At 29.7% G+C, this 25,826-nt stretch carries 20 protein-coding genes, 1 rRNA gene and 1 pseudogene; all 22 read right to left on the reverse strand.

Annotated elements, in window-relative coordinates; genetic code table 4:
• Nucleotides 1-33 precede the first annotated feature (33 nt).
• Nucleotides 34-1,380, reverse strand: a complete 1,347-nt coding sequence (locus V3255_RS03785; protein WP_341516246.1) for a BMP family ABC transporter substrate-binding protein — start codon at nt 1,378-1,380, stop codon at nt 34-36.
• A gap of 97 nt (nt 1,381-1,477) precedes the next feature.
• Complete coding sequence (locus V3255_RS03790; RefSeq protein WP_337903009.1) at nt 1,478-2,035, reverse strand: inorganic diphosphatase; 558 nt, start codon at nt 2,033-2,035, stop codon at nt 1,478-1,480.
• Nucleotides 2,036-2,080: 45 nt separating this feature from the next.
• Nucleotides 2,081-2,878, reverse strand: coding sequence for an MAG0110 family membrane protein (locus V3255_RS03795; protein ID WP_303535768.1), 798 nt, complete (start codon nt 2,876-2,878; stop codon nt 2,081-2,083).
• Nucleotides 2,868-3,722 (reverse strand): DNA-binding protein WhiA, encoded by an 855-nt coding sequence (gene whiA / locus V3255_RS03800; RefSeq protein WP_303535771.1) that lies wholly within the window; start codon nt 3,720-3,722, stop codon nt 2,868-2,870. The genes V3255_RS03795 and whiA overlap by 11 nt, the downstream gene beginning before the upstream one ends.
• A 90-nt stretch (nt 3,723-3,812) precedes the next feature.
• Nucleotides 3,813-3,918: ribosomal RNA gene (rrf, locus tag V3255_RS03805) — 5S ribosomal RNA — on the reverse strand.
• A gap of 71 nt (nt 3,919-3,989) precedes the next feature.
• Nucleotides 3,990-7,427 (reverse strand): P110/LppT family adhesin N-terminal domain, encoded by a 3,438-nt coding sequence (locus tag V3255_RS03810; protein ID WP_341516247.1) that lies wholly within the window; start codon nt 7,425-7,427, stop codon nt 3,990-3,992.
• 42 nt (nt 7,428-7,469) lie between these two features.
• Nucleotides 7,470-10,919 (reverse strand): P97 family adhesin, encoded by a 3,450-nt coding sequence (locus V3255_RS03815; protein WP_341516248.1) that lies wholly within the window; start codon nt 10,917-10,919, stop codon nt 7,470-7,472.
• Nucleotides 10,920-11,034: 115 nt separating this feature from the next.
• A complete protein-coding gene (gatB, locus tag V3255_RS03820) occupies nt 11,035-12,435 on the reverse strand; it encodes an Asp-tRNA(Asn)/Glu-tRNA(Gln) amidotransferase subunit GatB (protein ID WP_333503605.1) in 1,401 nt (466 codons plus the stop codon).
• Entirely contained in the window at nt 12,425-13,744 is a 1,320-nt protein-coding gene (locus V3255_RS03825) for an amidase family protein (RefSeq protein ID WP_341516249.1), read from the reverse strand. The genes gatB and V3255_RS03825 overlap by 11 nt, the downstream gene beginning before the upstream one ends.
• A complete protein-coding gene (locus tag V3255_RS03830; protein WP_333503607.1) occupies nt 13,737-14,030 on the reverse strand; it encodes a glutamyl-tRNA amidotransferase in 294 nt (97 codons plus the stop codon). The genes V3255_RS03825 and V3255_RS03830 overlap by 8 nt, the downstream gene beginning before the upstream one ends.
• 96 nt (nt 14,031-14,126) lie before the next feature.
• The gene (locus V3255_RS03835; RefSeq protein ID WP_333503608.1) at nt 14,127-14,978 is read right to left on the reverse strand and encodes an RluA family pseudouridine synthase; all 852 of its coding nucleotides are present in this window, start codon (nt 14,976-14,978) and stop codon (nt 14,127-14,129) included.
• A 5-nt stretch (nt 14,979-14,983) separates the two neighbouring features.
• Nucleotides 14,984-15,847 (reverse strand): class II fructose-1,6-bisphosphate aldolase, encoded by an 864-nt coding sequence (fba, locus tag V3255_RS03840; protein ID WP_333503609.1) that lies wholly within the window; start codon nt 15,845-15,847, stop codon nt 14,984-14,986.
• Between the two features lie 21 nt (nt 15,848-15,868).
• On the reverse strand, nt 15,869-16,114 hold the full coding sequence (gene rpoE, locus V3255_RS03845) for a DNA-directed RNA polymerase subunit delta (RefSeq protein WP_044284293.1): 246 nt from the start codon (nt 16,112-16,114) through the stop codon (nt 15,869-15,871).
• A gap of 3 nt (nt 16,115-16,117) precedes the next feature.
• Nucleotides 16,118-17,722 (reverse strand): arginine--tRNA ligase, encoded by a 1,605-nt coding sequence (argS, locus tag V3255_RS03850; protein WP_341516250.1) that lies wholly within the window; start codon nt 17,720-17,722, stop codon nt 16,118-16,120.
• Nucleotides 17,706-18,452, reverse strand: a complete 747-nt coding sequence (locus tag V3255_RS03855; RefSeq protein WP_303571440.1) for a nucleotide exchange factor GrpE — start codon at nt 18,450-18,452, stop codon at nt 17,706-17,708. The genes argS and V3255_RS03855 overlap by 17 nt, the downstream gene beginning before the upstream one ends.
• Before the next feature lie 2 nt (nt 18,453-18,454).
• On the reverse strand, nt 18,455-19,462 hold the full coding sequence (locus V3255_RS03860) for a heat-inducible transcriptional repressor HrcA (RefSeq protein ID WP_337892471.1): 1,008 nt from the start codon (nt 19,460-19,462) through the stop codon (nt 18,455-18,457).
• Nucleotides 19,463-19,534: 72 nt separating this feature from the next.
• Nucleotides 19,535-21,562: a thioredoxin domain-containing protein gene (locus V3255_RS03865; RefSeq protein ID WP_341516251.1), complete on the reverse strand. Its 2,028-nt coding sequence runs from the start codon at nt 21,560-21,562 to the stop codon at nt 19,535-19,537.
• Nucleotides 21,563-21,682: 120 nt separating this feature from the next.
• Nucleotides 21,683-22,684 carry a signal recognition particle-docking protein FtsY gene (gene ftsY / locus V3255_RS03870; protein ID WP_129643403.1) on the reverse strand — a complete coding sequence of 334 codons (1,002 nt, stop codon included), beginning with the start codon at nt 22,682-22,684 and terminating at the stop codon, nt 21,683-21,685.
• Between the two features lie 77 nt (nt 22,685-22,761).
• Nucleotides 22,762-23,337 (reverse strand): Panacea domain-containing protein, encoded by a 576-nt coding sequence (locus V3255_RS03875; RefSeq protein WP_337903023.1) that lies wholly within the window; start codon nt 23,335-23,337, stop codon nt 22,762-22,764.
• Between the two features lie 95 nt (nt 23,338-23,432).
• Nucleotides 23,433-24,407: a bifunctional oligoribonuclease/PAP phosphatase NrnA gene (locus tag V3255_RS03880; RefSeq protein WP_337903024.1), complete on the reverse strand. Its 975-nt coding sequence runs from the start codon at nt 24,405-24,407 to the stop codon at nt 23,433-23,435.
• The gene (locus V3255_RS03885; protein ID WP_337903025.1) at nt 24,400-25,383 is read right to left on the reverse strand and encodes a bifunctional oligoribonuclease/PAP phosphatase NrnA; all 984 of its coding nucleotides are present in this window, start codon (nt 25,381-25,383) and stop codon (nt 24,400-24,402) included. Before V3255_RS03885 ends, V3255_RS03880 begins: the two co-directional genes overlap by 8 nt.
• 108 nt (nt 25,384-25,491) lie before the next feature.
• Nucleotides 25,492-25,775 (reverse strand): annotated as a pseudogene (locus V3255_RS03890) (IS1634 family transposase); the annotation flags it as partial.
• Between the last annotated feature and the right edge of the window lie 51 nt (nt 25,776-25,826).

A 25,826-nucleotide genomic window follows, 5' to 3' on the forward strand; every position in this document is an offset into this window, starting at 1 on the left:
GGATTTTTTTCTTGATTTGAAAAAGCGCTGAAATTATTTATTAATTTCAGAAACTAGCTTATCAATTCGAGCTTGTTGATCTTTGTCCATTTCTGGAATATCTAATGTTTTACGAACATCAGTTGAGTTTGCTGTTTTTTCATCAAAATGTTTTTTTGCATCTTCGATTGCTTTATTGGATAAAGTTTTATCTGAATCTGGTAGGGTTGGATTGGCAATGTCGACAAATTTATCCTTATATCCAAGTTTTACAAATGCATTTTTTTGAGATTGAACAAATCCGCCTAAATATTTTGAATTTGTTTTTTTAGTGTATAGATCGGCAAGAACTGAAAAAAGTGAATATCCTAAATTTTTCAAAATTGATGTGAAAAATCTTCTTGTTGCATTTGTATAAACAAGTGACTGATCAGTATCAACCCCTATTAAAAAACGATCATGATCTCCTGCGGCAATATCTGCAAAAACACCTGTTAGTGGACCGGCCACTGCTAGCAACGTTGAAGGAGAACCACTTGCCGCTAAACCTTCAAGTGTTTGTTTACTTGTTGCATTGACAGCAAAATTTGTATCTAATTTGATTGTATTAGCGGTAATTTTAGTTTTTTTGGTAGGGTTTGCGGCATTATATGCTTTAATTCCGGCCAAATATCCAGCAATAAAGTCAGTAACAGCAGCAAAAGCACCACCACCTACGGTTATTGCAGAACGTTTGGCTGCATCATTTGGATATTTAGCGGCTAAAAATGCTGCATTTGCATAACCTGCAAGATATCCTGCTTCTTCAGATTTATAATTTAAACGGATGTATTGACCTTGCGGAATTACATCATCCAAACCAGGTAAGTCAATTCCAATAACAATTATTTTTTTACTAGTAAATGATTGTTTATTTTCTGGAATAGCAAGTCAAGATTGTAGAGCTTCATTATGTTGAAATCCAGAAAGAACTCAAATGTTTTTATTTGTGTTAATTAAGGAATTATATTTTTGTGATAAACTATCAGTACTACTATCAATCGAAGTGATTTCTCCGCCTGTTATTGCGGCAATTTGTTGAATCGCTTCTCAACTTGACTGATTAAAAGACTTGTCAGTAACAGTTCCATCAGCTGTTACAATTGCGATATTCATTGCAAAATGTTTGGAAGGATCTGCTTTTGCTGCGCTTATTTCATCTTTGCGGGATGAAACTAAATTAGAAATCTTGGAAACATCGGTAATTGTTTGTGTTTGGCCTGAACCTGGGTTGCTTGGTGATTCAGGAGTTTGTTTTGCACCATCATTTGAGTTACCATTACCGCAACTAGCAATAACTCCAATTACAGAAATTGGCATAACTAAACCTAGTTTTAAAAACTTGTTTCACTTAGTTTTCATATTCTCCTCTAAAATTTTAATAATGTTTTTTGTTATTTTTTTATTATATCATAAAAAAACACATTTTTTTGCATACTAACAAAAAAATGTGTTTGGGTTATTTTTGATATTTTTCCGGGAATTTTTCTTGCATTGCTTTAAGAAAATCTTCTTTTGAATAATGGTGAAAATCTTCATAAAGTTTAGTGCAAGTTTCAAATTCTTTAATCGCCTCATCAAGAGAAATAAATTTTGAGACTTTTGTAATTCCGGGTCGTTTTCAATTTTTATAATTGCTAAAAAAATAATGAATTGAATCTAATCACTCCTGAGGTAGACCGTCCATTGAATTAATATGATCTAAACGATAGTCATCATGATGAACTGCAATTAATTTTGTGTCAATCTCGCCGTCATCTATCATTTCAAGGGCGCCTAAAATTCTAGCGTTTAGTTGTGATCCGGGTAAAAATTTTTGACTAGAATAAACTAAAACATCTAATGGATCGCCGTCTCAATCTAGTGTCTCAGGAATGCTCCCATAGTTAGCCGGATAAACAAAATCACCACGAAGAATTCTATCAACAACTAATTTTTTAGTTTTAGGGTCAATTTCATATTTGATGTTTGACCCTTTTTCAATTTCAATATCAACTAAAATTACTTTTTTTTGCATAAAATCCTTAAAAAATATTTGAAAATAGAGACTAAATTATATATTTTAACGTCTATTCAAAAGTTTTAATATGTGTAATACTAAACGAAGGAAAGAAATATATAAACTAAGTGCATTTCAGATTGCTAATCTTAAGAAAACGCGTTTAATTTCTGTATGACTATTGTAATTGCCTAAAATTATTGATGATTGATTTCTGATACTTCAAAACTCATATCCGATCATTCCTAATGTAACTGTAATACCAACAAATGAGTATAAGGTGTCTACAAATGAAGAAAAAACAAAATAGGAAACAATTAAAAGAATTAATTCAATAAAAAGACCAATGAAAATTAAAGGTAATAATCTACCAAAATTGATAACTTGGAAATAACCTAAAATTCCAATTAAGGCCATTAAACCACCAGCACCACCAACTGCTATCATTATATAGCTACCTTGCCCTAAGGCTATTTGAACAGCGAAAATTAACGGAAGAAGGATAGAATTAGCCATTACAAAAACAAAAAAGAGTAAAACAAGAACGATTGTTGGCGGGTTATCGGCTAATGCTCATTTATTTATATAATATGACACCCCAAAATTTACTCCTAAAAGTAAAACAAAAAATAGTAAAATCCCTGTAGTTCTTGATGTAATAGTTCTAACTAATCTTAAATAAATTGCAAATAATGAGTCTATTGATAAAATTGCAAACGTAATTAAGCCAACAAGTAAAATTGCAACCCCTAATCACATAATAGAAAAAGACAACAATTTATTTGTTAGTTTTTTTGTAGCTTCGTCTGCACGGCTATAAGCACGTCAATCTTTGCGGTCAAAAATAATTCTATTGTGCATTTTTCACTCCTTTTTCTAAAATTTTATTAGACTTCACAAGCCAATAGTTTAGGCCTGCTTTTGTTCTAATAATATTATACTCTTTTTTTAGAATTTCACAAATTTCTTGTAAACTTAATTCAGGATTTTTTTTCCTCATTTCAAAGAAAATTAATTCTTGGTCGCTAAATTGCGATGTTAGATTGTATTTTTTAATTAAATTTCATTTTTTAATAAAGTTTGTTGATGATTCACTTATCTTTTTGGCATTTTTTATGTCAAAGTTTGTGATTCTGTTAGCATTAAGATAATGATCACGTTCAATTCTCAAAATTTCTAATTTTGAAGCTTGTTCAAGTGCACCGATAGCCATTAAAAAATAAATTATTTCGTTAACTTTTTTTAAGTAAATTTTTAAGCGGTTCTGATAAAAAATTTGCTTAAAAGTGAATTCTAATTGATTCTGGCGCAAAATATTTAGAACTTTTTCACATTTTGTTTTATCTAAAAATGAAATTTCAAGGTGGTAAGATTTTGACCCTAAGGGTGAAATCGAACCTCCTCCTATGAAAAGTCCGGCAAAAAAATATTGAATATTCTCAGGTGTTTTGTCAATTTTAATTAATTTTTTCTCAATACAGATCCAATTTTTGTTTTTTTTAGTTTCTGAAAAAAACAATTGAAATTTTCGAAAAATTTCAATTAATCGAGAATTAATTTCATTTTTGTTAATTCTTAGTATAAAAAAGTTTGAATCATCATCTAGCGATGATGAAAAAATTAAACCTTTAACTAAGGAATTAAATTTTGGTCGAGTTAGTCGATTTGCTAAAATTTCAAGTTTTGCTTGTTGACTGAAAGTCATAATTTAACTCTTTTTTGGCTATTTTTAGCCGTTTTTTGGCTTATTTTAACTATTTTTTGTTATTTTTACTGTTTTTTTAAGAAAATAAAAAAACAGTAACTCCCTATTTTCCTATTTCTAGTATCGTCGGCGTAAAAAGGCTTAACTACTGAGTTCGGAATGGGTTCAGGTGATCCCTTTTGCTATTGTTACTGTTATGTTTATAATTATATCACAAAAAAAATTTTTGTGCAAAATATTTTTTTTTTTTTTTTACAGGTAGGAAAACTATCTAGTTAGTTCATTAATAAATGCATTTGTAAGTTCTTGAGAGATTGATTCTTGGTTTGCAGAATCTATAGAATCATAAATTGCAAGACCACGAACAGTTACTGTAGAATCGGATTTGTCTTCTGGGTTTGGACCTAAATAACTTCAATCAAGGTGGCTATTAAATAATTGAGGGTTTGTATCTTCTAAATTTAAATTAGAAACAATTTTTTGAGACAATGGATTACGAGATGAACTTAAAGTAAATGTGTAATTAGTATCTTTTTTAGAGATAGTTAAAAATAATAAATCATCTTCTTTAAGTAAATCAAAATTAGCACTTTGGTTAGTTAAATTGATATTTTTTTGAGAAAAAACATCAAAATCTAATGATGCTATATTACTTTTTTCAAGTTTAGAAAGGTTGTCTTTAATTTCAAAAAGTCCAACCGCGTTACCTTGAACTCCAGAAATTAGGCCAACTACTGGGATGGCCAGTGCGCCTGATGCGGCTTGAGAACCATTTTGGTCTAGACCAATTACTAAAGTCTCTTTTTTATTAAAATCAAGTTTTGAAATAAATAAACCTCTACCATCCTTAGATGAAAGTAAATGAGTCTTTTTGTTTTTAGTAATGTTTTTTAGGCTAAAAGCTAACATTACCACACCATTTTTAAGTGCAGGTTGGGTACCATTTCCTAAAATTACAGGTTTTTTTAGTATTATTCCATCTTCTGGGGTAGCGGTATTTTGAACAGGAGTTGGAGTGGTAGTTTGACTCGTTTGAGCTGCATCCGCAACCGGCATTGAGGTTGATATTGACATTTCTTCCTCTTGCGCCTCTTCAGCCTGTTCAGTTTCTTCGGTTATTTTACTATTTAGTTCAATTTCAACATCTGTTCGATTTAATGATGAAATTTTTGAAACAGTTCCATTTTCAGTTATTTGATTTTTTCTAAAATCAAAAAGAAGTAGCGGATTATATTTAACTAAATAATCATAAGACTGATTGTCTTCAAGATTTTGAATTGAAAAAATTAATTTTGCTGGTTTTGTTGTAGTTTCTCCAGTTGTTTTTGGACTAAAACTCATAACTACATCAATTTGACTGTTAGAATTTTTAACAACATCATAAGAAACATCAGAATTTTCTAATTCTGGATAGTTAGATTTTTGTAAAAATGACCAAAGCTTAATACCTAAACCATCTGTAGTTTCAGTTTTTTCAGGTGTTTTAGCTTTTTCATCTGTTTGAGTTTGAGTTGATGTTTCTTGAGGTAAATCCTGAAAAGCGGCTGCTGCTACAGGGGTTGCAGCAGGAGTTGGGGTTGGAGTTGCTGCAGAAGCAGCAGCACTTGTTGATCCACCGGTTGTTGTTTGGGAATTAGTTTCTGTTGATCCGTCAGTTGGAGTTTGAGGTGCGGATGAAGCTTGATCTGAAGTTGAAGGTTGAGCTGAATTTGTGTTTGGAGGTGTGGTTCCAGTTTGATCTTGTGTTGTTTTTTCTTCTTTTTTATCTTTTTCTTCAGATTTTTTCTCACCTTTAGAAAACATTGCTGAATATTTTTGTTTGTATTCTTCTAATTTAGCAACATCTTCTGGTTGGTATCCGTGATCTAAGAAATAAAGTTTTCTAGCTACTTGATCAAATGTTTTTTGTTGTTTAGCATCTTCAACAACTTCTGTAACTAGAGATTTAACATATTCTAAAGTTAATTTTGGACCATTAGGATTTTCTTTGAATTCAAAAGTTTTAGCTAGAGGATTAAGGTTTTGAATTTTTGGATCTTCAAAATCAATTTTGTCTAGATTTGAAAAGTCAATTTGTGAATTTTGTTTTAAAGCAGAATTTAGAAGTTTTCGCTGATTTTCATCATAATCAAGTTGAACTTCAAAACTAGATTTTGAAGAACCAAGATCAACTAAAACAAATTTAGAATCATTTCCTTTTCCTAAACTTGCAAGCGAAGATTCAAGAACTTTCGGATAATTTGACTTAACAAATTCACTTTCAAGGTAAGGTGCTTGAATATTTAGCTGTTTTTTTAGACTAAAATCAACTTCAAAAGAAACTTTATTTTCTTTTAAAAGTTTATCTTTTTGAGCTTGGGATAAATTTTCTGCTAATTTAATGTTGCTAATTTCAACAAAATAACCATCAAGACCAGGAATTTGGATTTTGTCAGACTTTAAATTGAAAAAAGCATTGAAATCCTGGCGGTTTATTTCAACTTTGTCATCATTAGCTTGTGAATTTTGCCCTGAATTCTGGAAAAGTTGGGTTGAAACTTGATTATGTCGTCCAATTTCTTGAGAGTTTTGCGTAATTTTGCTCAAGACTTTGGCGAGATTAACGGGTTTATTATCGGTGTTGTAAATGGTTTGGGCCAAACTTAGATCATCTTTGACAAGCGCAAGCTGAACTAAAGGTTTTAATTGAACTAAATCACTAAATTGTGAAAGAATTTGTTGGTCAACATTTTTGACATCAACACTTAATTTTTTAATTCCTAAAATTGGGAAGTCAAATTCTTTGACAATTTTTCCGGTCGGGTCAATTAACTCAAAAGAAATTGAAAGAGTTCCGGCTTTATCGTCATGATTTTTGAAAACCAAGTTTTTAACATTCATTAAACTATCAACTCTTTTGGTGTCTGAATCACCAATCATAACCATTTTTTCTTGTTTAGCTTTTTGGTTTTCAACTGTTTTTGGCGACAAAACATAACCTTTTTCCAAAATTGTTGGCAAACCTAAAGCGTTAACCAAATTATAAGTTAATCCATTTTGGAATAAAGCATCAGAAAATGCTTGAGATTTTGAGCGTGATATTTTATAGGAAGCTTGAAAATCATTGTCGAGTTTAAAAGCAACTTCTGAAGCTGTCAAATTAGAACTTTTTGCTGCGGAAAGTTCTAATTTTGATTTTTCAAGATCAATTTGGAATCCAACTAAATCACCATCGGCCTTATCGCTTTGGGCAAAACCTTTAAGGTCAACTTGTTTTGAATAAGTAAGCTTTAGTGGATCTGAATGAGCATAAACTACAACATTTTTTACTTCAGTGCCAGAGGGATTTGCTTTTTCAATATCTAAAACTACCCGAAAATTGTGTTTAGTAATTGGACTAAAGTCATATGCTTTTAAAAAATTAAAAGCATATGAAGGGTTTTTAGCCAGTGAAAGGGCTGTTTTTGCTGATAAATTTTTGTACTCATCGTGCAATTTTAGATTATTAAGGGCATTAATAAAATCTTCCTCGCTAAAAGTTGTCTGAGTTTTTAGACTAACAACCTCATTTTTATCAACATTACCAAAAATTTGTGAACTATATGAACGCTCAAAAATTGTTAGACCAATTGGAACTGCAACAATCGTTGTAAGAATTGCTGTGATCGAAAAACCTGTTGAAATTATTGTTTTTGCATTTTTTATTTTGTTTATTTTATTAAGCATGTCTTTCTACTTTCTAAAAATTATGTGGTTGTAATTGATTATTTAGCTTGATGATGATGATTGGGTTTGGGTTGTTGTTGTTTCTGAACCACTTGAACTTGTTTCTGAAGTTGTTGAACTTGTTGCTCCTGAAGTTTGTGAATTTGCTTCTGGAGCTGGCGAGGTTGTTTCTGAAGTAGCTGGTTTAACAGGCTCTGGTAGTTTTTGAATTCTAATTTGAAAATTAAGTTGAGATTTTTCACTACTTTGGGTTGAATTTTCGGTAGATTCAGTTTCACTTTGAGCTTTTTTGGTAACTTCAAGGAGAACTATTTTTGTTGTTTCAGGATGAAAAACATCTTTTGTTTCAGATTTAACACTAAGGACTAAATTTGGATCGTGTTTTTTAATAATTTCTTGAATTTCTTTAAATTCTTTTGTATCTTCAAAAGCTTTTTTTGAAGCTTGATCACCACCAGTTTGGGTAGCTATTTTATCAAATTCAGTTTTTCCATATTGAATCAATGAATAAGAAGGTGGGATACTTAAAACTGCTTTATTTAGTGTCTTTTTTTCTTCAGATTGTTTTTGATCTGTTTTAGAAACTAATATTTTTAAAGATGTTTTAGGGCTTTGATATTCTTCAACCTTAGTTTCTTTATTGAAAATTTTGTAATAATAAGTAAGATTGTACCCTTCAGATCCGCTTGGAATGTCGGTTCCTGTTGAATAATTTGCTGCACCAGTTTGTTTTTCAAAAACAATTTGATAATCTAAATCTGAACTAACTTTTGCTCAAGCTCTAAAATTATTAAGTTCTTTAGCCTTAACATAAAATGCAAGTAATAAATCTTTTAAATTAGTCAGTTTTTCAGTTTTTGTTGAGTAAAAATCTTTTACTAATTCTTCAACAGGTTTAACAGATTGTTCAGTTTGACCAGCGTCGGTTGAAACTGGTGCTAAAACTCCACTTCCTGAGCTTGAAGTGTTATTAGTTTGATTAATTTTTTTAGTATTTTCACGAATATCTTTGTAGATATCTTCGGTTTGACCTGTTGCACTTCCTGAAGAATCTTGTTGGATTTTTGCTGGACTTATTTTGTTAAGTTCTTCAAAAATTTTGTCATCATCACGGTTATTTTTGAATTTGTCAGCAATAGTTTTTGGTAAAAATAAGTTAGAAATTCAACCTCTTTTATCAAAAGTTTTAACATGACCGTTAAAATCTAGACCCATAATGTTAGACTCAGGTTTAAATTCTATACCTTCTGCGGTTCTAAAAATGTTACCTTCTTTGATGTCATTTACATTTATTTTTTCATTAGGATCGATTAAGTTTGCTGATTTTGCAATTTCAAAAAGATATTCCAAAATTTCAGTTGGCTCCATGCTTAATAAATAAGCATAAAAAGCAGCAACATCATGCTCGTTTGTGAAAAATTTCTTAGATTTTAATGATTTAATTCCAAATTGTGCGCTTGTTTGATCATCAGATTGAAAATCAGAAAAATCATGTAATTTAGGGAATTTTTGATTTCCTGTTCATGATTTTAGCATTGATTCATGAGGATTAAAGTCATATCCATACTGAAACTGATTTGATAAAATTTGCTTTAATTCTTCAGATTTTTGATTATCATTTTCAATTAATTTTTCTAACTCAGCTTTGGAAATAAATGAAGTTGCGGTTACAATTTTTTCTTCATGAATTTTAGGCTGAGTTGATGAAGTTTGACTTGATTGAGTTTGAGTAGAATTATCTGGTAATGAATTAATAAAGTAAAAATCTTGACGATTTTTGTCAAGTTGATGAGTTGTTCCAGTTGTTCCATCATTTTGTTTGAAATATTTTATTTCAAAAGTGTCTTTTTTTGATCTTAATAGTTTAGGATTTTTATCACCAAAAAAACTTGAATAAAGGTTAATATTTACCGGAATTTCAAGAGTACTTGAGGTTGCTTTTGCTTTATTAATATCAAGCTGAAAATCAACTCCTGATACTTTTTTTTGTGCAAAATATGGAGAAAATTCACCAAAATCAAGAGAAATCGGATTTATTAAAAGACTGTCTTCAATCGCTTTTACAACAGATTTAGATTGATCTTGATTTGATTTATAAAGATCTTTATTTATTTTTTCTAAAAATTCTATCGAAGTAGTTGAATTAACGGTAAGTTTGTCAATAAATTGTTCAAAACTTTCAGTTTTTGTTTCAGGAGCGGGGGTTGGTTCTGAAGAATCAACTTGGGGTTGGGTTCCTTCAGTTCCTTGCCCTTCTTGTTGTCCTTCTTCTTGAAATAATTGGACTGAACTTACTTGCCGAAGTTGTGGTAATGACTCAGGAGTTGATGAGGAAAGTAAATTAGCCGCAACATTTGTAGAAGTTTGCGCAATTGTCCCTGGAGCAACTTTAAAATCAAGAAAATTTAATTTTTTGAGTGAAATTTTAGATAAAATATCATCTAAATCAGCAAAATAAGTTGCTTTTTTTGCTTGTTTTTCGCCAGATTCGTCAGCTTTTCCTTCATTATTTGCATCTTGACTTGATTCAGAACCTGAACTAACTTGGGGAACTAAGTCAATTTTTTCAAGTAACTGAGCGTCCTCAATGTTGAAATTTTTAAGCTCAAATTTTGCATCATCAGTCAATTCAGCTTTAACTAAAAAACTTGGAACTGAGTTTGAATCAACTGAAATAAAATTATTTGTTCCAGGATGTTTTTCTAAACTAAAATTGTAAATTGTTCCTTGTTTAAAAGGGAAAGAATTATTTTGATCAAAATTTAACTCGTTAATTATTTTTTGAAAATCCGGGAAATATTGAGATATTTTTTCAACTGCCTCAAGTTGAGTTCCGGCTTTATTAATGTCAGCGGCAAAATCCTCAACACGGGTTAAGGATGCGATTTTTTGATCAATTAAATTAGGACTTGAAAAATTAGAGCTAAAACCTGTTCTTCTTAAATTTTGGATGTTTTCTTTGAAACTTTTAGTAATTTTTTCTAAATTTGAATTAAAGTCGGCAAGAGCAAATTGTGAACGTTGTGCAAATGAAACTTTTTTAGAAATTATTGTTGAAAATGCGGTGTGATTATTGTCAATTTGGTGTTTTGCGCGGAAACGAAGCTCAAAACTTTGATCATTATCGTTTGGAATTAAGTCAACAAATTCTAAAAATGGTTTATTTGGTGCAAAAGTTGGCTCAAATTTGCGTAATTTGGAATTAACTTGTGTGTAAAAAGATATAAATTTATTTAAATTTGTGCCAGCTAATAATTTTCCACTGTCGTCAAAAAGTTGTGCTTTTATTTGACTATATGTGGTAGAATCATCAAAGACATCAGATTTAAAGGCAACATTTTGGATTCGAGAAACTAAATTTTCTAACTCAGCTCGCGGATTTTCTCCTGTATAGCGAATTCGAGTTACAAGCCCAATCGTTGTTGCAAAAATAGCAACACCACCAACAGCGGTCAGAGCTAATATTAATGAATTTTTGTTTTTTTCGTGCATCCTTTCTCCTTATTTATTTTTGTTTATAGATACATAATTATATCATAAATCGCTGTTTTTTATATGTTTATATGTAATTTTAGGCAAAAAAATTCATTTAAAAATGATTTTATTTTTAAAGATTTTTTAGCCACTGAGTCAAAATCAGATTTACTTTTTTAGGATCAGCATTGCCTTTTGTTTTTTTGATTAATTTACCTATCAAAATTTTAAATAATTTTTCTTTATTGTTTTTATTTTGCTCAATTTGACTAGTTTCTTCACTAACAAGTTCAGCCAAAAGGCTTTTAATCTCGTCATCAGATAATTTTTTGTCCAAAATTGTTTTTATAATAATCTCAAGTTCTAAGTTAGGTTCTTTATTTTTTATTTCAATTATTTGACGAAAATCGCTGTTGTTTATTTGATTATCTAGCAATTTTTTGACTGATTTTCCAAAAAAATCGGGGTCAATAAAAAGCTGGTCAAAACCGTTTTTGTTAATAATTGGAACTATTTCAGCAAAAAATAATTTTACATTTTGGGATCAATTTTCTGGATTTGAATTTTTTAAAAAAGTTCAAAATTCAAAATTATTTAAAATTTGATTAATATAAAATGTAGAAACACCGTATTTTTCAAGGTTTTTTTGGATTTCTAAAGGACTAAGCGGGACTTGGATAGAGTCAATAAATTCTTTTGTCAGTTCGATATAAGGTAAATTTGGCTCAGGAAAATATTTATAATCTATGGCATCCGTTTTGGTTCTCAGTGTTTGATTTTTTATTAATTTGTCGTTAAATTTTTTAGTTACTTGAGAAACTTTTTGGCCTTTTTCATAAGTATCAATTTGCTCTTCAATTTCAAGTTGAGCAGCTTTTTGAATGTTAGAAATTGAATTTATGTTTTTAATTTCAACTTTTGGGTTAAAAAATTCTTGATTTTTTTCACGAACTGAAATGTTTATATCAGCTCGAAGCGAACCATTTTCTAGTTTTGCATCAGAAATGCCTAAAAATAAAGCTAATTTTCTGATTTCATCAACATATTGAGCAGCTTTTTCGGCCGAATCTAGCATCGGATGAGTCACTATTTCAATCAAAGGAACCCCACAGCGATTATAGTCAAAAAATGTTTGATTTTCTTTATGAATTTGCTTGGCCGTGTCTTCTTCAAGGTGAATTCTTTCAATCAAAACAGTAAAATCGCCAACATTTATTGAACCATTTTTTCCAATTGGATAAAATTGCTGGGTAATTTGAAAACCTTTTGGCAAATCAGGGTAAAAATAATTTTTTCGGTCAAAAGCCAGTACTGACGGAATTTCCATTTTTAAGGATTTTGCTAAAATTATTGCTTTTTCGACAGCTTTTTTATTTATTTTTGGCAATGTTCCAAGATAACCTAAGTCAAAAAGATTAAAAAATTTATTAGGCTGACCACTCGAATTTGGTGAATTTGAGAACATTTTTGCCTTTGTGTTAAGTTCTAAGTGAATTTCAACCCCAATAGTTACTAAATATTTATTATTCAACATTAATGTCACCTATTTTTTCTTCAATATAAAGTGAAAAACCTAATAAACTTGCATCAGAGTTAATTTTTGAGTCAATGGCTAGATTAAAAGGTAAATTTTTGTGTTTTCCTAATGGGATTGTTATCGAAGGATTTCCGACTAAATTAGAAATTGCAAGTATAAAATTGGTAATTTGGTCACTTTTTTCACTGTTTTTTCCAAAAACATCGGGCGCAACGCCGTAAAAAGCAGGGAAAAGCACTATATCAAACTGATTCAAAAATGATTCATAATAATTTTTAATTAGGGTTCTAATTTTTTTTGCTTTAATGAAAAAGTGCTCTTGATTTTTCTGCTCAAGAAAAAAAGATCCTCAAATCAGTCTTTTTTGAAGCATAAAGCCAAATCCGTCTGTTCTTGTTTTTAAGAAAATATCTTCTCATTTTAGATTTTTGTCTGTATTTCCAAAAGTTAAACCGTTTATTGCTGATAAATTTGAAGTAGCTTCTGAATAAGAAATTATTTCATAAACCGGTAAAATTGTTTTTAGTAAATTTAAATCAGGGATGATGTTCTCAACCAAAACACCTTCAGATTGTAAAATATGCTGTAATTTATAGAGTTTTTCTTTAACATAAGGTTCAATTTCGTCATCAAAATTTAAAAATAAAACTTTTTTTGGCTTAGTTTTTTCAACTTTTTGGACTTGTACTTCAACAGAAGTTAAGTCATTTTCATCTTGGCCAAAAACTGTCTGCGAAACCAAAATCGAATCACTAACATTGTGGGTAAGTCAAGCGACTGTGTCAAGAGAAGTTGCATAAGCAAACAAACCATGGCGAGAAACGGCTCCATATGACGGCTTAAAACCGACTTTTCCGAAAAAACTAGCCGGTCTTCTTATTGAATCACCGGTGTCTGAGCCGATTGCAAAATGGACAGAGTCAATTGTTGCCGCACTTCCTGAAGATGAGCCACCAACTAACTTGGTTTTGTCGAGTGGATTTAAAATTTTACCAAAAAAAGAAAAAAGACCTTTACCACCTAGACCTAATTCGTCGTTATAAACTTTAATTAATGGCTGGGCTCCTTGATCAATTAATTTTTGAAAAACTGTTGAATTATATCCGGGTCTAAAATTAATAAGCGAATTTGATGAACCATGTGAGACTCCTTCAGCGGTGGCAAAATTTGATTTTATGCTAAAAAACATGCCTGATAATATTCCCTTTTTTTGATTTTTTAGCTCAAAAAAAGAAAAAACAGCATTATTTTCATCTTTTTTTAATTTTTCAGTCGCTTGGTTTATATTTAGTTCAAATTTAGTCATCAATCACCTTTTTGGTTATAATTTCATTTTGATTTGCATGGACTGAATTTGTAAAAAGTTGAGATCTAAAATCAGAAAAATTTGGTTCATCATCGAATAAAATTTCAATTCCTTTTGGTAAAGAGTTAATTTTTTCCAAGTTAGGAACGTCTTTTGTATCAAAAGTATGCAAAAAATTAATTCGTTCTAGCATTTGATCTTTTTCTTGTAAAACGGTTTCAATTACTTTTTCACTAGGAACAAAATAAAGCGATTTTGCAAGTTTAATTATTTTTTCTCTATCCATTTTGCCTCCAATTTTGTTATTTTAATTTATATTAAACTTAAAATTATACTAGAAATTAGGGTTTAATTTGAATTTTAAGTAAAAAATGATGAAAATCTATACTTTTCATCATTCTGGTTTTGAGACAAATTTTTTGCCGTTTAAATAAGATAAAAAGCCGTCTAAATTATTGAATTTTAAAGAAAATGAATGCAAAAATAAGCGATTTTTTTGCTCGCCATTGTATTTTTCATCACCAAAAATCGGGAAGCCCAGGTGTGATAAAGTTACTCGGATTTGATGTTTTTTGCCAGTATGTAAAATCGCAAAATTTCTTTTGTTTTTAAAAAAAAATGTCGTAGAAATAAGCTGGCATCCTACTTGATTTTTGCAGACTTCCATTTTTTTATTAAGGTCGTTTTTCCTTATAAAAAGATCGGTTTTTATAGGTTTTTTTAGCTTTATTTTTGACTCAAAGGTATAAATTTTCTCAAAAAATTTCTGCTTTTTATTAAGTTCAACAACACTTTTATAATTAAGTCCGTATAAAATAATTCCAGATGTTTTTTTATCAAGACGCCCAACATGCGAAGGCATAAAAACGTCGGTTTTTTCTATTTTTAAATAATTTCAAACGGCCAAATCAAGATTTCTGTCACCGCCATGAACTTGTAAATCCTTAGGTTTTTCAACAATCAAAACATTTGAATCTTGATAAATTATTTTTAAATTTGCCTTTATTTTAGGTAACTTTTTTTGATTTTCAACTTCTTTTTTAGAGTTAAAAATCAAAACTCTGTCACCTAAAGCCAGCAAATATTTTTGTGATTCAACCTTATTATTGACCTTTATTTTTTTATTACGAAAAAGCTTTTGAATTTCGTTGTAATTGAAATTCAAAAGCAATTTTTTGACTAATTGAATAAGTTTTTGGCCTACTTGATTTTCAGATACGCTAAATTCTATCATCCAAATTATGCTTGATTTTCTGAACCAAATTCGACAATTTTAGCCTCAACAAGTTCTTGGATCGCTTTTGTTCCTGGGGCTAATAATTTTCGAGGATCGAAATTTTTGCCTTCTTTAATTTTTCCAGAAACAACAAAATCTGTTACAGCAGCAGCATTGGCCTGTTGAAGTTCAGTATTTACATTAATTTTTGCAATTCCTAATTTGATTGCTTTTTGAATTTGATCTTTTGGAAGACCACTACCACCATGTAAAACTAGTGGAAGTTGAGTTTTTTCAGAAATTTTGTCTAAAACATCAAAGTCCAAAGATTTTCAACTAGAGGGATAAACACCATGAATGTTACCAATTCCGGCAGCCAGGCAAGTAATTCCAGTTTTGGAAATTTCATATGCTTGATCAACGTCAGCAATTTCGCCATTTCCGACAATTCCGTCTTCTTCGCCACCAATTTGACCAACTTCAGCTTCAACTGTTGCATTTTTTGAATTTGCAAGCTCAACAATTTCTCTTGTTAGTTCTAAATTTTTTGAAAATTTTTCTCTTGAACCATCATACATAACTGAAGTAAATCCTGTTTCAAGAGCTTTTTTGCAAGTTTCAAAACTTCCGTGATCTAAATGAAGGGCAACAGGGACTGTTATTTCTAAAAATTCAATTAAATTTGTCACTAAATTATAAACGGTTTTTAGACCTCCCATATATTTTAGCGCACCTTCTGAGGTCGCGATTATTAAAGGAGATTTTTTAGCTTGTGCACCAAGAAGTGCGGCTTTTGTTCATTCAAGATTATTTATGTTAATATGTGGAATTGCGTATCTGTTTTTACGGGCTTTTTCCAACATTGCTTTTGTATTTTGTAGATTCATTTTACACCTTTAAAAAATAAATTAAATTAAAATATCACTTCTAAGGGCTCAATAATTATTGCCCAAAGCAACAAAACTACCATCAATTGTTAATAATTTATAGAGCTCACCTCTTTTTAAAGTTAAAATTTTATCTGTGGATAAATTAGGTAATTGATTTTCTCATTTTGACATCAAGGCCACCTGAACTTCAAGAAAAATGTCGCTAAAATGGGCAGATTCTCGGTTTTTTAGAAAATTTATTGCTATTGAAATTATAGTTTTCATCTTTTAAATCCTTTCTTTTGCCTTTATTCCAAGTAATTTTAATCCATTTTTTAAAACAATTGAGACAGCTTTTGTTAAACATAAAAGATTATTTGTGTCTGAATTATTCAATATTTTTGTATTAGAATAAAAAGAATTAAAGAGGTTAGCTAGTTCTAGTAAATATTTTGGTAGCAAATTAATTTTATAATTTTTTGCTATTTTTAAAACAATTTCCTCAAATTGGTTTAATTTTGAAATTAAATTAGTTTCATTTTCTAATTTAAATGTCTCTAGATTTTCGACATTTAAATTAGATTTAGCCAGCAAATTAACTGCACGAGCATGAGCATATTGGATTAAAAACAACGGATTCTGTGAATTTATGCTACTTGCTAAGTCTACATCAAATTCTACAAGCGAATTATACCCCCGTTCAGCAATAAAATAACGAATTGCATCAGCATTTGCGACTTGAAGAAGGTCTTTGATTGTAAAAGTTTGTCCTTTTCTTTTGGACATTTTAAATTCTTTGCCGTTTTTTACTAATTTTACAAGTTGATATAGTAAAATCTGCAATTTATTTTCTTGATTAGCAATTTTTAGGGCAGCTTTTACACGGTCAACATAGCCAATATGGTCTGCTCCTCAAATATTTATTAAAATATTGGGCTTAAATTCTGAATTAATTTTATGTAAATGATAGGCAATATCACTTGAAAAATAAGTGTAGTTACCGCCGTTTTTTATTAAAACGCGATCTTTTTGATCGCCAAAATCTGATGTTTTTAGTCAAAGGGCGTTGTCTTTTTTATATGTAAAACCTATATTTTCAAGGGTTTTTTGAACATTTCCGGATAAAAATAAATCACTTTCGGATGTGAATTTATCAAATTTAATAGATAAATTTGATAAATCTTTTTTTATTTCACTAAGAAAAAAATCAAGAGCTTTTTGGCGAAAAATGCTGTAAATTTCGGGGTTTTCAAGACTTGATGATTCGAATTTATTACCATATTCGTCAAAAAAATTTTTGGCCATTAAAATAATTTCTTCACCAAGATAAGATTCTTCTGGAAGAGGAATATCTTTAAAAATTTGTTGATAACGGGCAAAAACTGAACCAACTAATTTGTCAATTTGAGACCCAAAATCATTTACATAATACTCACGAAGAACAGAATTACCTGAAAATTCAAGAATATTTGACAAAATATCACCAATAACAGCGCTTCTGAGATGACCAAGGTGCAAAAATCCAGTCGGGTTAGCCGAAACAAATTCCACATTTATTTTTTTTGATAAAAAACTTCGGCCAAAATTTTCATTTTGATCGATTATTTTTTTGACAATTTTTGAGTATTCTGTTTTGGATACAAAAAAATTCAAAAATCCAGGTGATGCTATCTCGATTTTTTCAAGACCTAAATCTTGCTGATCTAATCAGTTTTTAATTTTTTCTGCAAGTTCTAAAGGTTTTAATTTGTTTTGCTTTGAAAAAATTAAAGCTACATTTGTACTAAAGTCGCCGAAATTTTTCGATTTTTCAACTATTATCTTGGTTTTATCAAAAATTAAATTATTTTTGATAAAAAATTCGGATATTTGGTTACTAATTTTTTTGTTCATTTGTGTTTCCAACAACTACAAGCGCTGTTTTTACAACCCGATCATGAAGTTTATATCCAATTGAAATTATGTCAGAAATTTTATCTTTTTCCCCATCAGAAACTTCATAAACTTCGTGTACTGAGGAATCAAAAAAACCTCCTATTTCAGGCACTATTTTTGTTATTCCAAAATTTTCCATAACATTTTCAATTTGACCAACAAGCATCTCAAATCCTTTTACATATGAAGAAGTTTCGGGATTTTCTGCATTTAAACCATATGAAATTGCTTTTTTAAGATTTAAAAATGGTGAAATAAACTCTTCAAAAAAGGGTTGTAAACTGTATTTTTTTATGTGATTTTGGTCGTTTTCAAATTTAGCTTGAAGTTCAGATTTAATATCTTTAACTTTTTGAGCGGCTTTTTCCTCGAAAATTTTCACTTGAGATTTAAAGTCATCCTCAATTTTTTTGATTTTGTCTTTTAATTTTAAGGACTCAATTTCAAGACTAATGTTTTTTGTGGTCAGTGATTGGATTTGATTTTCAAGGTCTTTTAATTTAGATTCTTTTTTTAAAAAACGACGTGATTTTTTGCCGTTTTTTTCATTATTTTCTGTTTCAGTTTCTATTTTTTGGGCTGAATTTTCAAGGTTATTTTCGACTGACTCACTAGAAATTTTTTCAGATTCTTGTTGTTCACTGTTGTTTAGATTAGTTTTTTTATCTTCAGAATTCTCAAAAATCATTATTATTCCTTTCTATTTTTGTTTTTATTTGATAGAAAATCTTCTAAAAGTTTTATGCCTGTTCGCGCTGCAGAATAATTAATTTTTTTCGTTGATCCTATCATGCTAATTTCCTTGATTGCAAAGGATTTTTCAAGTTTTTTTGAGATAAATGAGGTTTCAGGCGATTCTATACTGATTTTTAAGGTTTCATCTTCAGTGGTAGTTTTTTCGTCTAGCATTTCTCAAATCGACTTTTTTTCAATCAAATTAAGCAAATCAACAAGTCTGGTTCTAGAAATTTCGCTATCTAAGATTAACATATTTTTATTATAAACGTCTGATTTATTTTGGATTTGGAAGTTAAAAATTTTGTGTATAAAATGATGCAAAAGTTCATCGCTATGCTTAATTTGTTTTTCTAATTCTTGTTTTAAAATTATTAATTTTGATGAAACTTCTGCTAATGGAGTATTTATTAGTCTTTGTTGAAATAGGCGAATTGCAATTTTGACATCCTGCAGCGAAATTGAATGTGAAAATGTGATTTTTTTATTTTCAACACTACCACTAGAGCTAACAACGACGACAATTCCTTCATTTTGCGATATTTGTGTCAAATTTATTGACATTAAACGGTCATTTTCGTTGCTTGTTGTGGTGATTATTGTGGTGCCAACCGATTCAGAAATCAATTTAAAGGCTTCAGAAATTGTATTTTCAATGCTAACACGTCGGCGCGCAAACAAGTCTTTTAGTTTATTTGCTAAAATTTCGTTTTCGTCGAATGACAAAAATTCAGCATAGTACTGAAACCCTCTTAGTGTTGGAATTCTACCGCTTGAAATGTGAGGTTTTTCCAAAAAACCATCTTTTTCAAGTTGATTCATTACCATTCTAAGGTGTGAAGAGGATTTTTTTATGCTGTAATTTTGTTTTAAAGCGTTTGAACCGATTGATTCTCCGGTTTTAATAAAATTTTCAACTATCTGCTTTAAATATTTTTCTTTTTTAGCATCTAACCTTGACATTGTTGTTAAATTATAACAAAAAAAACTGAAAAATAATTAATTTTAGTAGTGTGAAAATTTAAATTTTGTTTCTTAATTTTTTAAGGCTTCTTCAATTGTTTCAATCAGTAATTCTGCTGGAGCGTATTCAAATTTTTTGAAAATTGGCTTACCGTTTTTGAAAACGAAGTGAGTTGGAACAAAAAGAACTTCGTATTCAGTGTCTTTTTTTCTAAATAATTGCGCTTCTTCTGCATTAACCTGAATTAATTTTACATCAGTTCTATTTTTAAAGTACTCGGAAAGTTCTTCATTAACAGGTTCTTGCATTTTGCAATCACCACACCAGTCAACCGCAAATTCTAAGTAAACAACCCCAGTTTTAATTTCTTCTTGGGCGTCTTTTCATAGCATTTTTTTCATTTTTAGCTCCTTTTCTTCTGGATAAATGTTATGAATTATAACAGAAACATTGGGTTCTTTATCAAAAATACGGAAAATCTTTTTTTTGATATTTTTTTGAGTTTTTTGTTGTAATTCTTTCAAAATTTTATCATTTATTTTCTTAATATTCGAAAAATTATCAAAAATAATTTTTCGAATTATCTCGTGATATGACTCACGATTTTCACGGCTTAAAATTCCGTGATCAGTTATTTCAACTTTTGAGACAATCTTTTTTGAAACAGGATTGAACAAAAAGGAAACAATTATCAATCCATCTTGAGACAGTGATTCGCGCTCTTTTAGCACTTCAAAAGAAACATCGCCAATTCCATAGCCTGAAATATAAATTTCATCTTGACCTTTTGTCAGTTTTTTACGTGAAAATAAATTTCCGTCAATAAAATTAGCTATCCTTTTATTTTGTAAAATAATTGTGTTTTGCCTATTTATTTTATTATTAGCGGCAATATTTGAAGCAACAACTAAATATCGATAAAGTCCTTGAATTGGAATAAAATATTTTGGCTTAAGAAGGTCAATCATATCAGAAATATCTTCTTTGTATGGGCGCGCTAGTCCAAAATCTGATTCAGAAATATCGACTATATTTGTTACAGATTTAGCAATTTGGTCTAAAACTTTAGCATAAAGTTGCTCCATCCCGTTAATTGGAGGGGTTAGCATAATTACATAATCTGACTTTTTTAACTTAAAATAGGCATCATCGTTCTGAAGAACGCGGTTAAATCGGTGACAAATTCTTTCAGGACTAGATGTTATTAAAACAACAGAATTTTTTTGCTTGTTTGCAAATTTATAGTCAAAAAAAGTTGGCAAACTCTTTATTTTATTTGTTGTTAATTTGTCGAGCTTATAAATCATGTCGTATAATTTGTCGTATTTTTTTCCATAAGCTGTAATTTGCCTGTTAAATTTCAAGGCCAAATCTATAATTTCCTGAATTGAAACCATTTCTTCATCATAAGCTGAAACGACAATTCGCGAATTTTTGTCGGCTTGCAGGAAACTTTTTTCAAGAAAAGATTTAGCAAAAAGTTTGTTCATTGCTTTTCCAGGCACATTAGATTTACCTGAATCAGAGATAAACATTAAAACACCTTTTGGGTTTTGGCTAACTTTTTTGATTAAGTCAAAATTAGTTTCGCCATAAACTCCTAAATTTCCAACGACATAATTGGACATAAAAACAATCGATCCATCCTCGGTTTGAAAGCAAAAACCAATTGAACCAGGCATCGAACCTGCAACCGAAAAGGGAATTATAGTTATTTTTTCACTAATTTTTAGCTCAGATATTATTGGTTTTATCTCAAAAGTAGCATCTTCAATATTATATTTGCTCATTCGGTCAAGAATTAGCGCTTTAGTGAAAAAAGAGCTATAAATCGTTACGTTTTTTAGTTTCATAACTAGCCAAGGGATTCCTGAAAATGATTCATTTTTGGCGTCAGTTATAAAAACACCTTTTATTTTATGCTTGTTTTCTTCAATATAAGTGTAGTCTGGAATAATTGTATCAACACCAACTGAACTATCAAGTGGAATTTTAGCACCTGCGTTTATGACAAAAATATCGTCATCGATTTCTAAAATATAGCAATTTTTTCCGTTTTCATCTTGGCCGCCTAGTGCAAAAAAACTAATTTTAGCCATAATTTCCTTTTAATTTTTATTTTATTTATGTGAACTTTTCACATAAGGTTTATCTATTTTTTTAACATTCTTAATTATTATTTTTGCAAGGGCTACAAATCTAAAGATTTGTCAAAATCCTTAGATTTGATATTGATTTTTTACTCCCTTAGTGATTGCAAAAATAAATAAATCTAGATCAAACGGCTGTAAGTCATCCATTCCTTCGCCTAGACCAACTAATTTTACACTGATATTAAGTTGATCTTTGATTGAAAAAACGATTCCGCCTTTACTTGTGCCGTCCATTTTTGTTAAAATTATACCAGAAATTGGAGTTGCTTTTGTAAATATTTCAGCTTGAGAGATCCCGTTTTGACCAGTTGTTGCATCAATTACCAAAAGTGACTCATGAGGTCCGTCTGGTATTTTTTGAGAAATTATTTTGTTAATTTTTGCTAATTCTTGCATTAAATTGACGTTATTTTGTAGTCTTCCGGCTGTGTCAATCAAGACCAAATCCATTTTTTCTTTTATTGCAAAATCCAGGCCGCGAAAAACTACAGATCCTGGGTCTTTTTCGTTAGTTGCCGGTTTTACAATTGAAGCGCCGACTCTTTTAGCTCATATTTCAAGTTGCTCAACAGCAGCCGCACGGAAAGTATCTGCTGCAATAATTAAAACTTTTTTACCTTCCAGCACAAATTTACGGGCTATTTTTGAAATTGAAGTTGTTTTTCCAGAACCATTAACACCAGAAATTAAAAAAACATTAATTCTATCGGGTTTTACGTTCAAATTTATGTTAACAATTGACCGGTTTGAATAAATTGTATACATTTTATCCATAATAATTTCGGTAATTAATTCAGGATTATCAATGTTGTGAAAACGAACTTCATCTTTTAGCGCATTTATTATTGTGTTTACAAAATTTGGAGAAATATCTGACATTATTAGTATTTCTTCAAGTTCATCAAAAAAATCATCATCAATCTTGATGTGTTTTTTTTGAAGTTGAACAATTTGATTCAAAAAAGAAAGTCTAGATTTAGACAAACCAGCCACGTATTTATCTAAATTAGCAGCTTTTTTTTCTTTTGAACCAAAAATTTTTTCTTTGATTTTTTGAAAAAAAGACATTTTGTAGTTCCTATAATTTTTAATAAATATATTATAAATTATAAGGGGTTTTAATTTTTTATTAAATGTTAAAAAAATTAAAAATCGTTTTTTAGCAAATCTATTTCGCTGTCTTCAAGTATCGTTTCGTTAAGAATGATTTTGCTTGTTGGATTTGATAAGGCGGTTTTGTATGATTTTTGCTTGTAAGACAAATTCATTAATTCATTTGGACGCATTTTTTTCAACCGTTCAAAAACAAAGACAAAACAATCTCACCGTTTTTCTTGAGCCTCTATTTTTTGTTCTTCAGTAAAAGTTTCGCCATAATCGTGACTAAAGTCTTTCAAAAAATCGTTTTTTAATATGCTCTTGAATTCATCAATTATATCGTTTCTGTGATAATCTAAAATATCCTCAAGATTATAAGAGGTATTTTTAGGTGTCTGAAGGCTAAAAAACTGAGTTTTTAAAACTGTTCATGAAACAGGGCCGTATTTGTATGACTCAAAATCATCAGAAAAAAACGGTTCATTATAAAGTCTATAAAATTTTCAGTGCGTAAATCATAGTATTTTTTGAACTCAAGTTCGATAAAGTTCGGTTTCTCCGCTGTCAACGTGATAAAGCGCAAATAAATAATTTAAAAATTTTTTAATATCAATCCCATTCATAACAACCTCCATGGTGTGTTTGTGAATATTAATTTTTTTATGATTTTTAGCCAAAAAATGGAAAAATTTAGTATTTTTGTCTTACTTTTTCCTTTTTAAGCCAAAGAATTAGCTTTTCATTCTTCGTATTCTGCTTGACAATCCTGAACTAATAAATCTAATTTTTCAAGGTTTTCAAGAATAGTTCCTGAAGCATTAAGGTGACCACCCCCGCCTCATTTTAGGGCAATTTTTTGAACATTTGGACCTGCTGATCGAAATTCAACACGCCATGAATTTTGAGTTTCTTGAACTAAACAGAGTCAAATTTTATAATCATCGATGTTTGCTAATAAATTTGGTTTAACTGAATTTTGTGAATTTTTTTGTAGTTTTTGCTGTTCTTCGATGGATAAAGTGTAATAAATTACATTTTTATAAGTTTTTTTATTAGCAAAAATGTAACTATCAAATTCAAGGTCAGATAATCTTTTTGCATTTAATTTTTCATGAATTTTTGAAAAATTAAATCCAGTTTCAAATAAAGCTGCTGTTAAAAAGTGGGTCCGCGCTGATGTATTTTTATATAAAAAGCGTCCTGAATCTGTGTAAATTCCTAGATAAATGAGTTCGGCTGATCTTTTTGAAATTTTTCAGTTTAATTCATGTGCTAAATCTGCAATTTGTTCACAAGCAGCAATATAAGTCGGGTCAACTCAGCGATAAGCTTCGCCTAAATCATCATCATTTGGATGATGATCAATTCTTAAAATTGATTTGAATCGAATTTGCTCAAATAAATGAGCAAATTCGATTCGATTTTTAAAGTTTGCATCAACAATTATCGCCAAAGATTTTTCCAAAATTTCTTTTTCAGGCACTAAATCTTCTTTTAAATCTAAAAACGAGAATGATTTCTTAAAATCTCCGATTGCAAAAACTTGCTTATTTGGAAAATTTTCTAAAATAAGTGATTTCAAACCGTTTTGAGCACCAAGACAGTCTCCATCAGGTCTGATGTGGTGAAAAATCACGATTAAGTCGTGATTTTCGATGAGATTTTTAATTTCTGTTGCTATTTTTTTATCCATTACGTGTAAAACCTTCGGCTAATTTTTCTAGTTTTTCTAGTATTTCGCTAATATTTTGATTAATTTTTTCGTTATTTTCTAAATTAATTCCAGCGGCAAAAGGGTGACCGCCCCCGCCATATTCGGCCGCTATTTTATTAATAACTGGGCCATTTGAACGAATTCTTACTCGAATTTGGTTTTCATATTCAATTAAAAACAGTCAAATCAAGGCATCACCTATATTTGACAAAAGATTAACTGCTGAAACTTGACTTGAAGACAAGTTGAATTTTTCCTGTTCGCTTTTTGAGACATAATGTCATAAAACCTTGTCTTTTTTGTTGTAATTTCCTAAAACATGTGCTTGAAAAGCGACTTCATTTTCAGTTCTCTGAGCCAAAAGGCGATTTAATTCGCTGAAATTAAAATTGGTTTTCATTAAAAAAGCTACAATTTCAAAGGTTCTTGCTGTTGTTGAAGGAAAAGCAAAACGACCTGAATCAGTTAAAATTCCTAAATAAACAAAAAGTGCAATTTCTTCATCAATTTGTCATTTTTCTTCTTTTAAAATGAAGCCAATCATTTCAGAAGCGGCACAAAAAGTTGGATCAATTCAAGTTTGATCGTAAATTTCTTCCACTTTTTCAGGGTGGTGGTCGATTTTAACTCTTGTTTCAAATTTAGAATTCAAGAAAAAATCTAATTCTTGAATTCTATTAATATCAGCAGTGTCAACTGTAATTGCAAGTGAATTTTCAAAAAATTCACTTGCAATTGAATCTTTATTATCAAAGTGAAAATTTAGAAAATCAAATTCTTTGTTATTATCTCCAATTAAAAAAACATTTTTTTGGGGAAAATTTTTTTTAATTGCTTTTGCAAAACCTTGTTGAGAGCCAAGACAGTCTCCATCAGGTCTAATATGGTGAAAAACAAAAATATTGTCGTGTTTTTCGATGTTTTTAATTATTTCTAAATATGGTTTTGAGTTCATTTTTTCCTTTTTTTCCCGAGTTTCCCAGTTTCATAAGGTAATTTTAAAAAAGCATCTGGTTTTAGGTAGTTTTTTAAGTTTTTTGGTAAAAGTTACTTACAATTTTTTTTAGTGATTTATTAAGATATCAAAGTAAAAATCATACCTATTTCAAATATTCGGGTCACTAGGAACACCATCTTGATTTTTAAATGTTATTTGCTGATCTAAAGTGTTAAATTCAACCCTTTGCCTTAATTTTTACAACATCGTTACTAAACCAACCTCAGTTAATTGATTGTTTTCAAATAACTTGTTTCAAATTTCACGTTTGAAATTTCCTTAAAATATTTAGGTTTTTTGCCAAACAATTTGTTTACTTCAATAAAACCATCTTTATTTTGTTTTTTCATAATCTATAATTATACCATAAAATTACTTAAAATGCTAGTAAATGCTAGTAA

It is taken from the genome of Mesomycoplasma ovipneumoniae (genome assembly GCF_038095975.1).
GTDB lineage: Bacteria > Bacillota_I > Bacilli_A > Mycoplasmatales > Metamycoplasmataceae > Mesomycoplasma > Mesomycoplasma ovipneumoniae_C.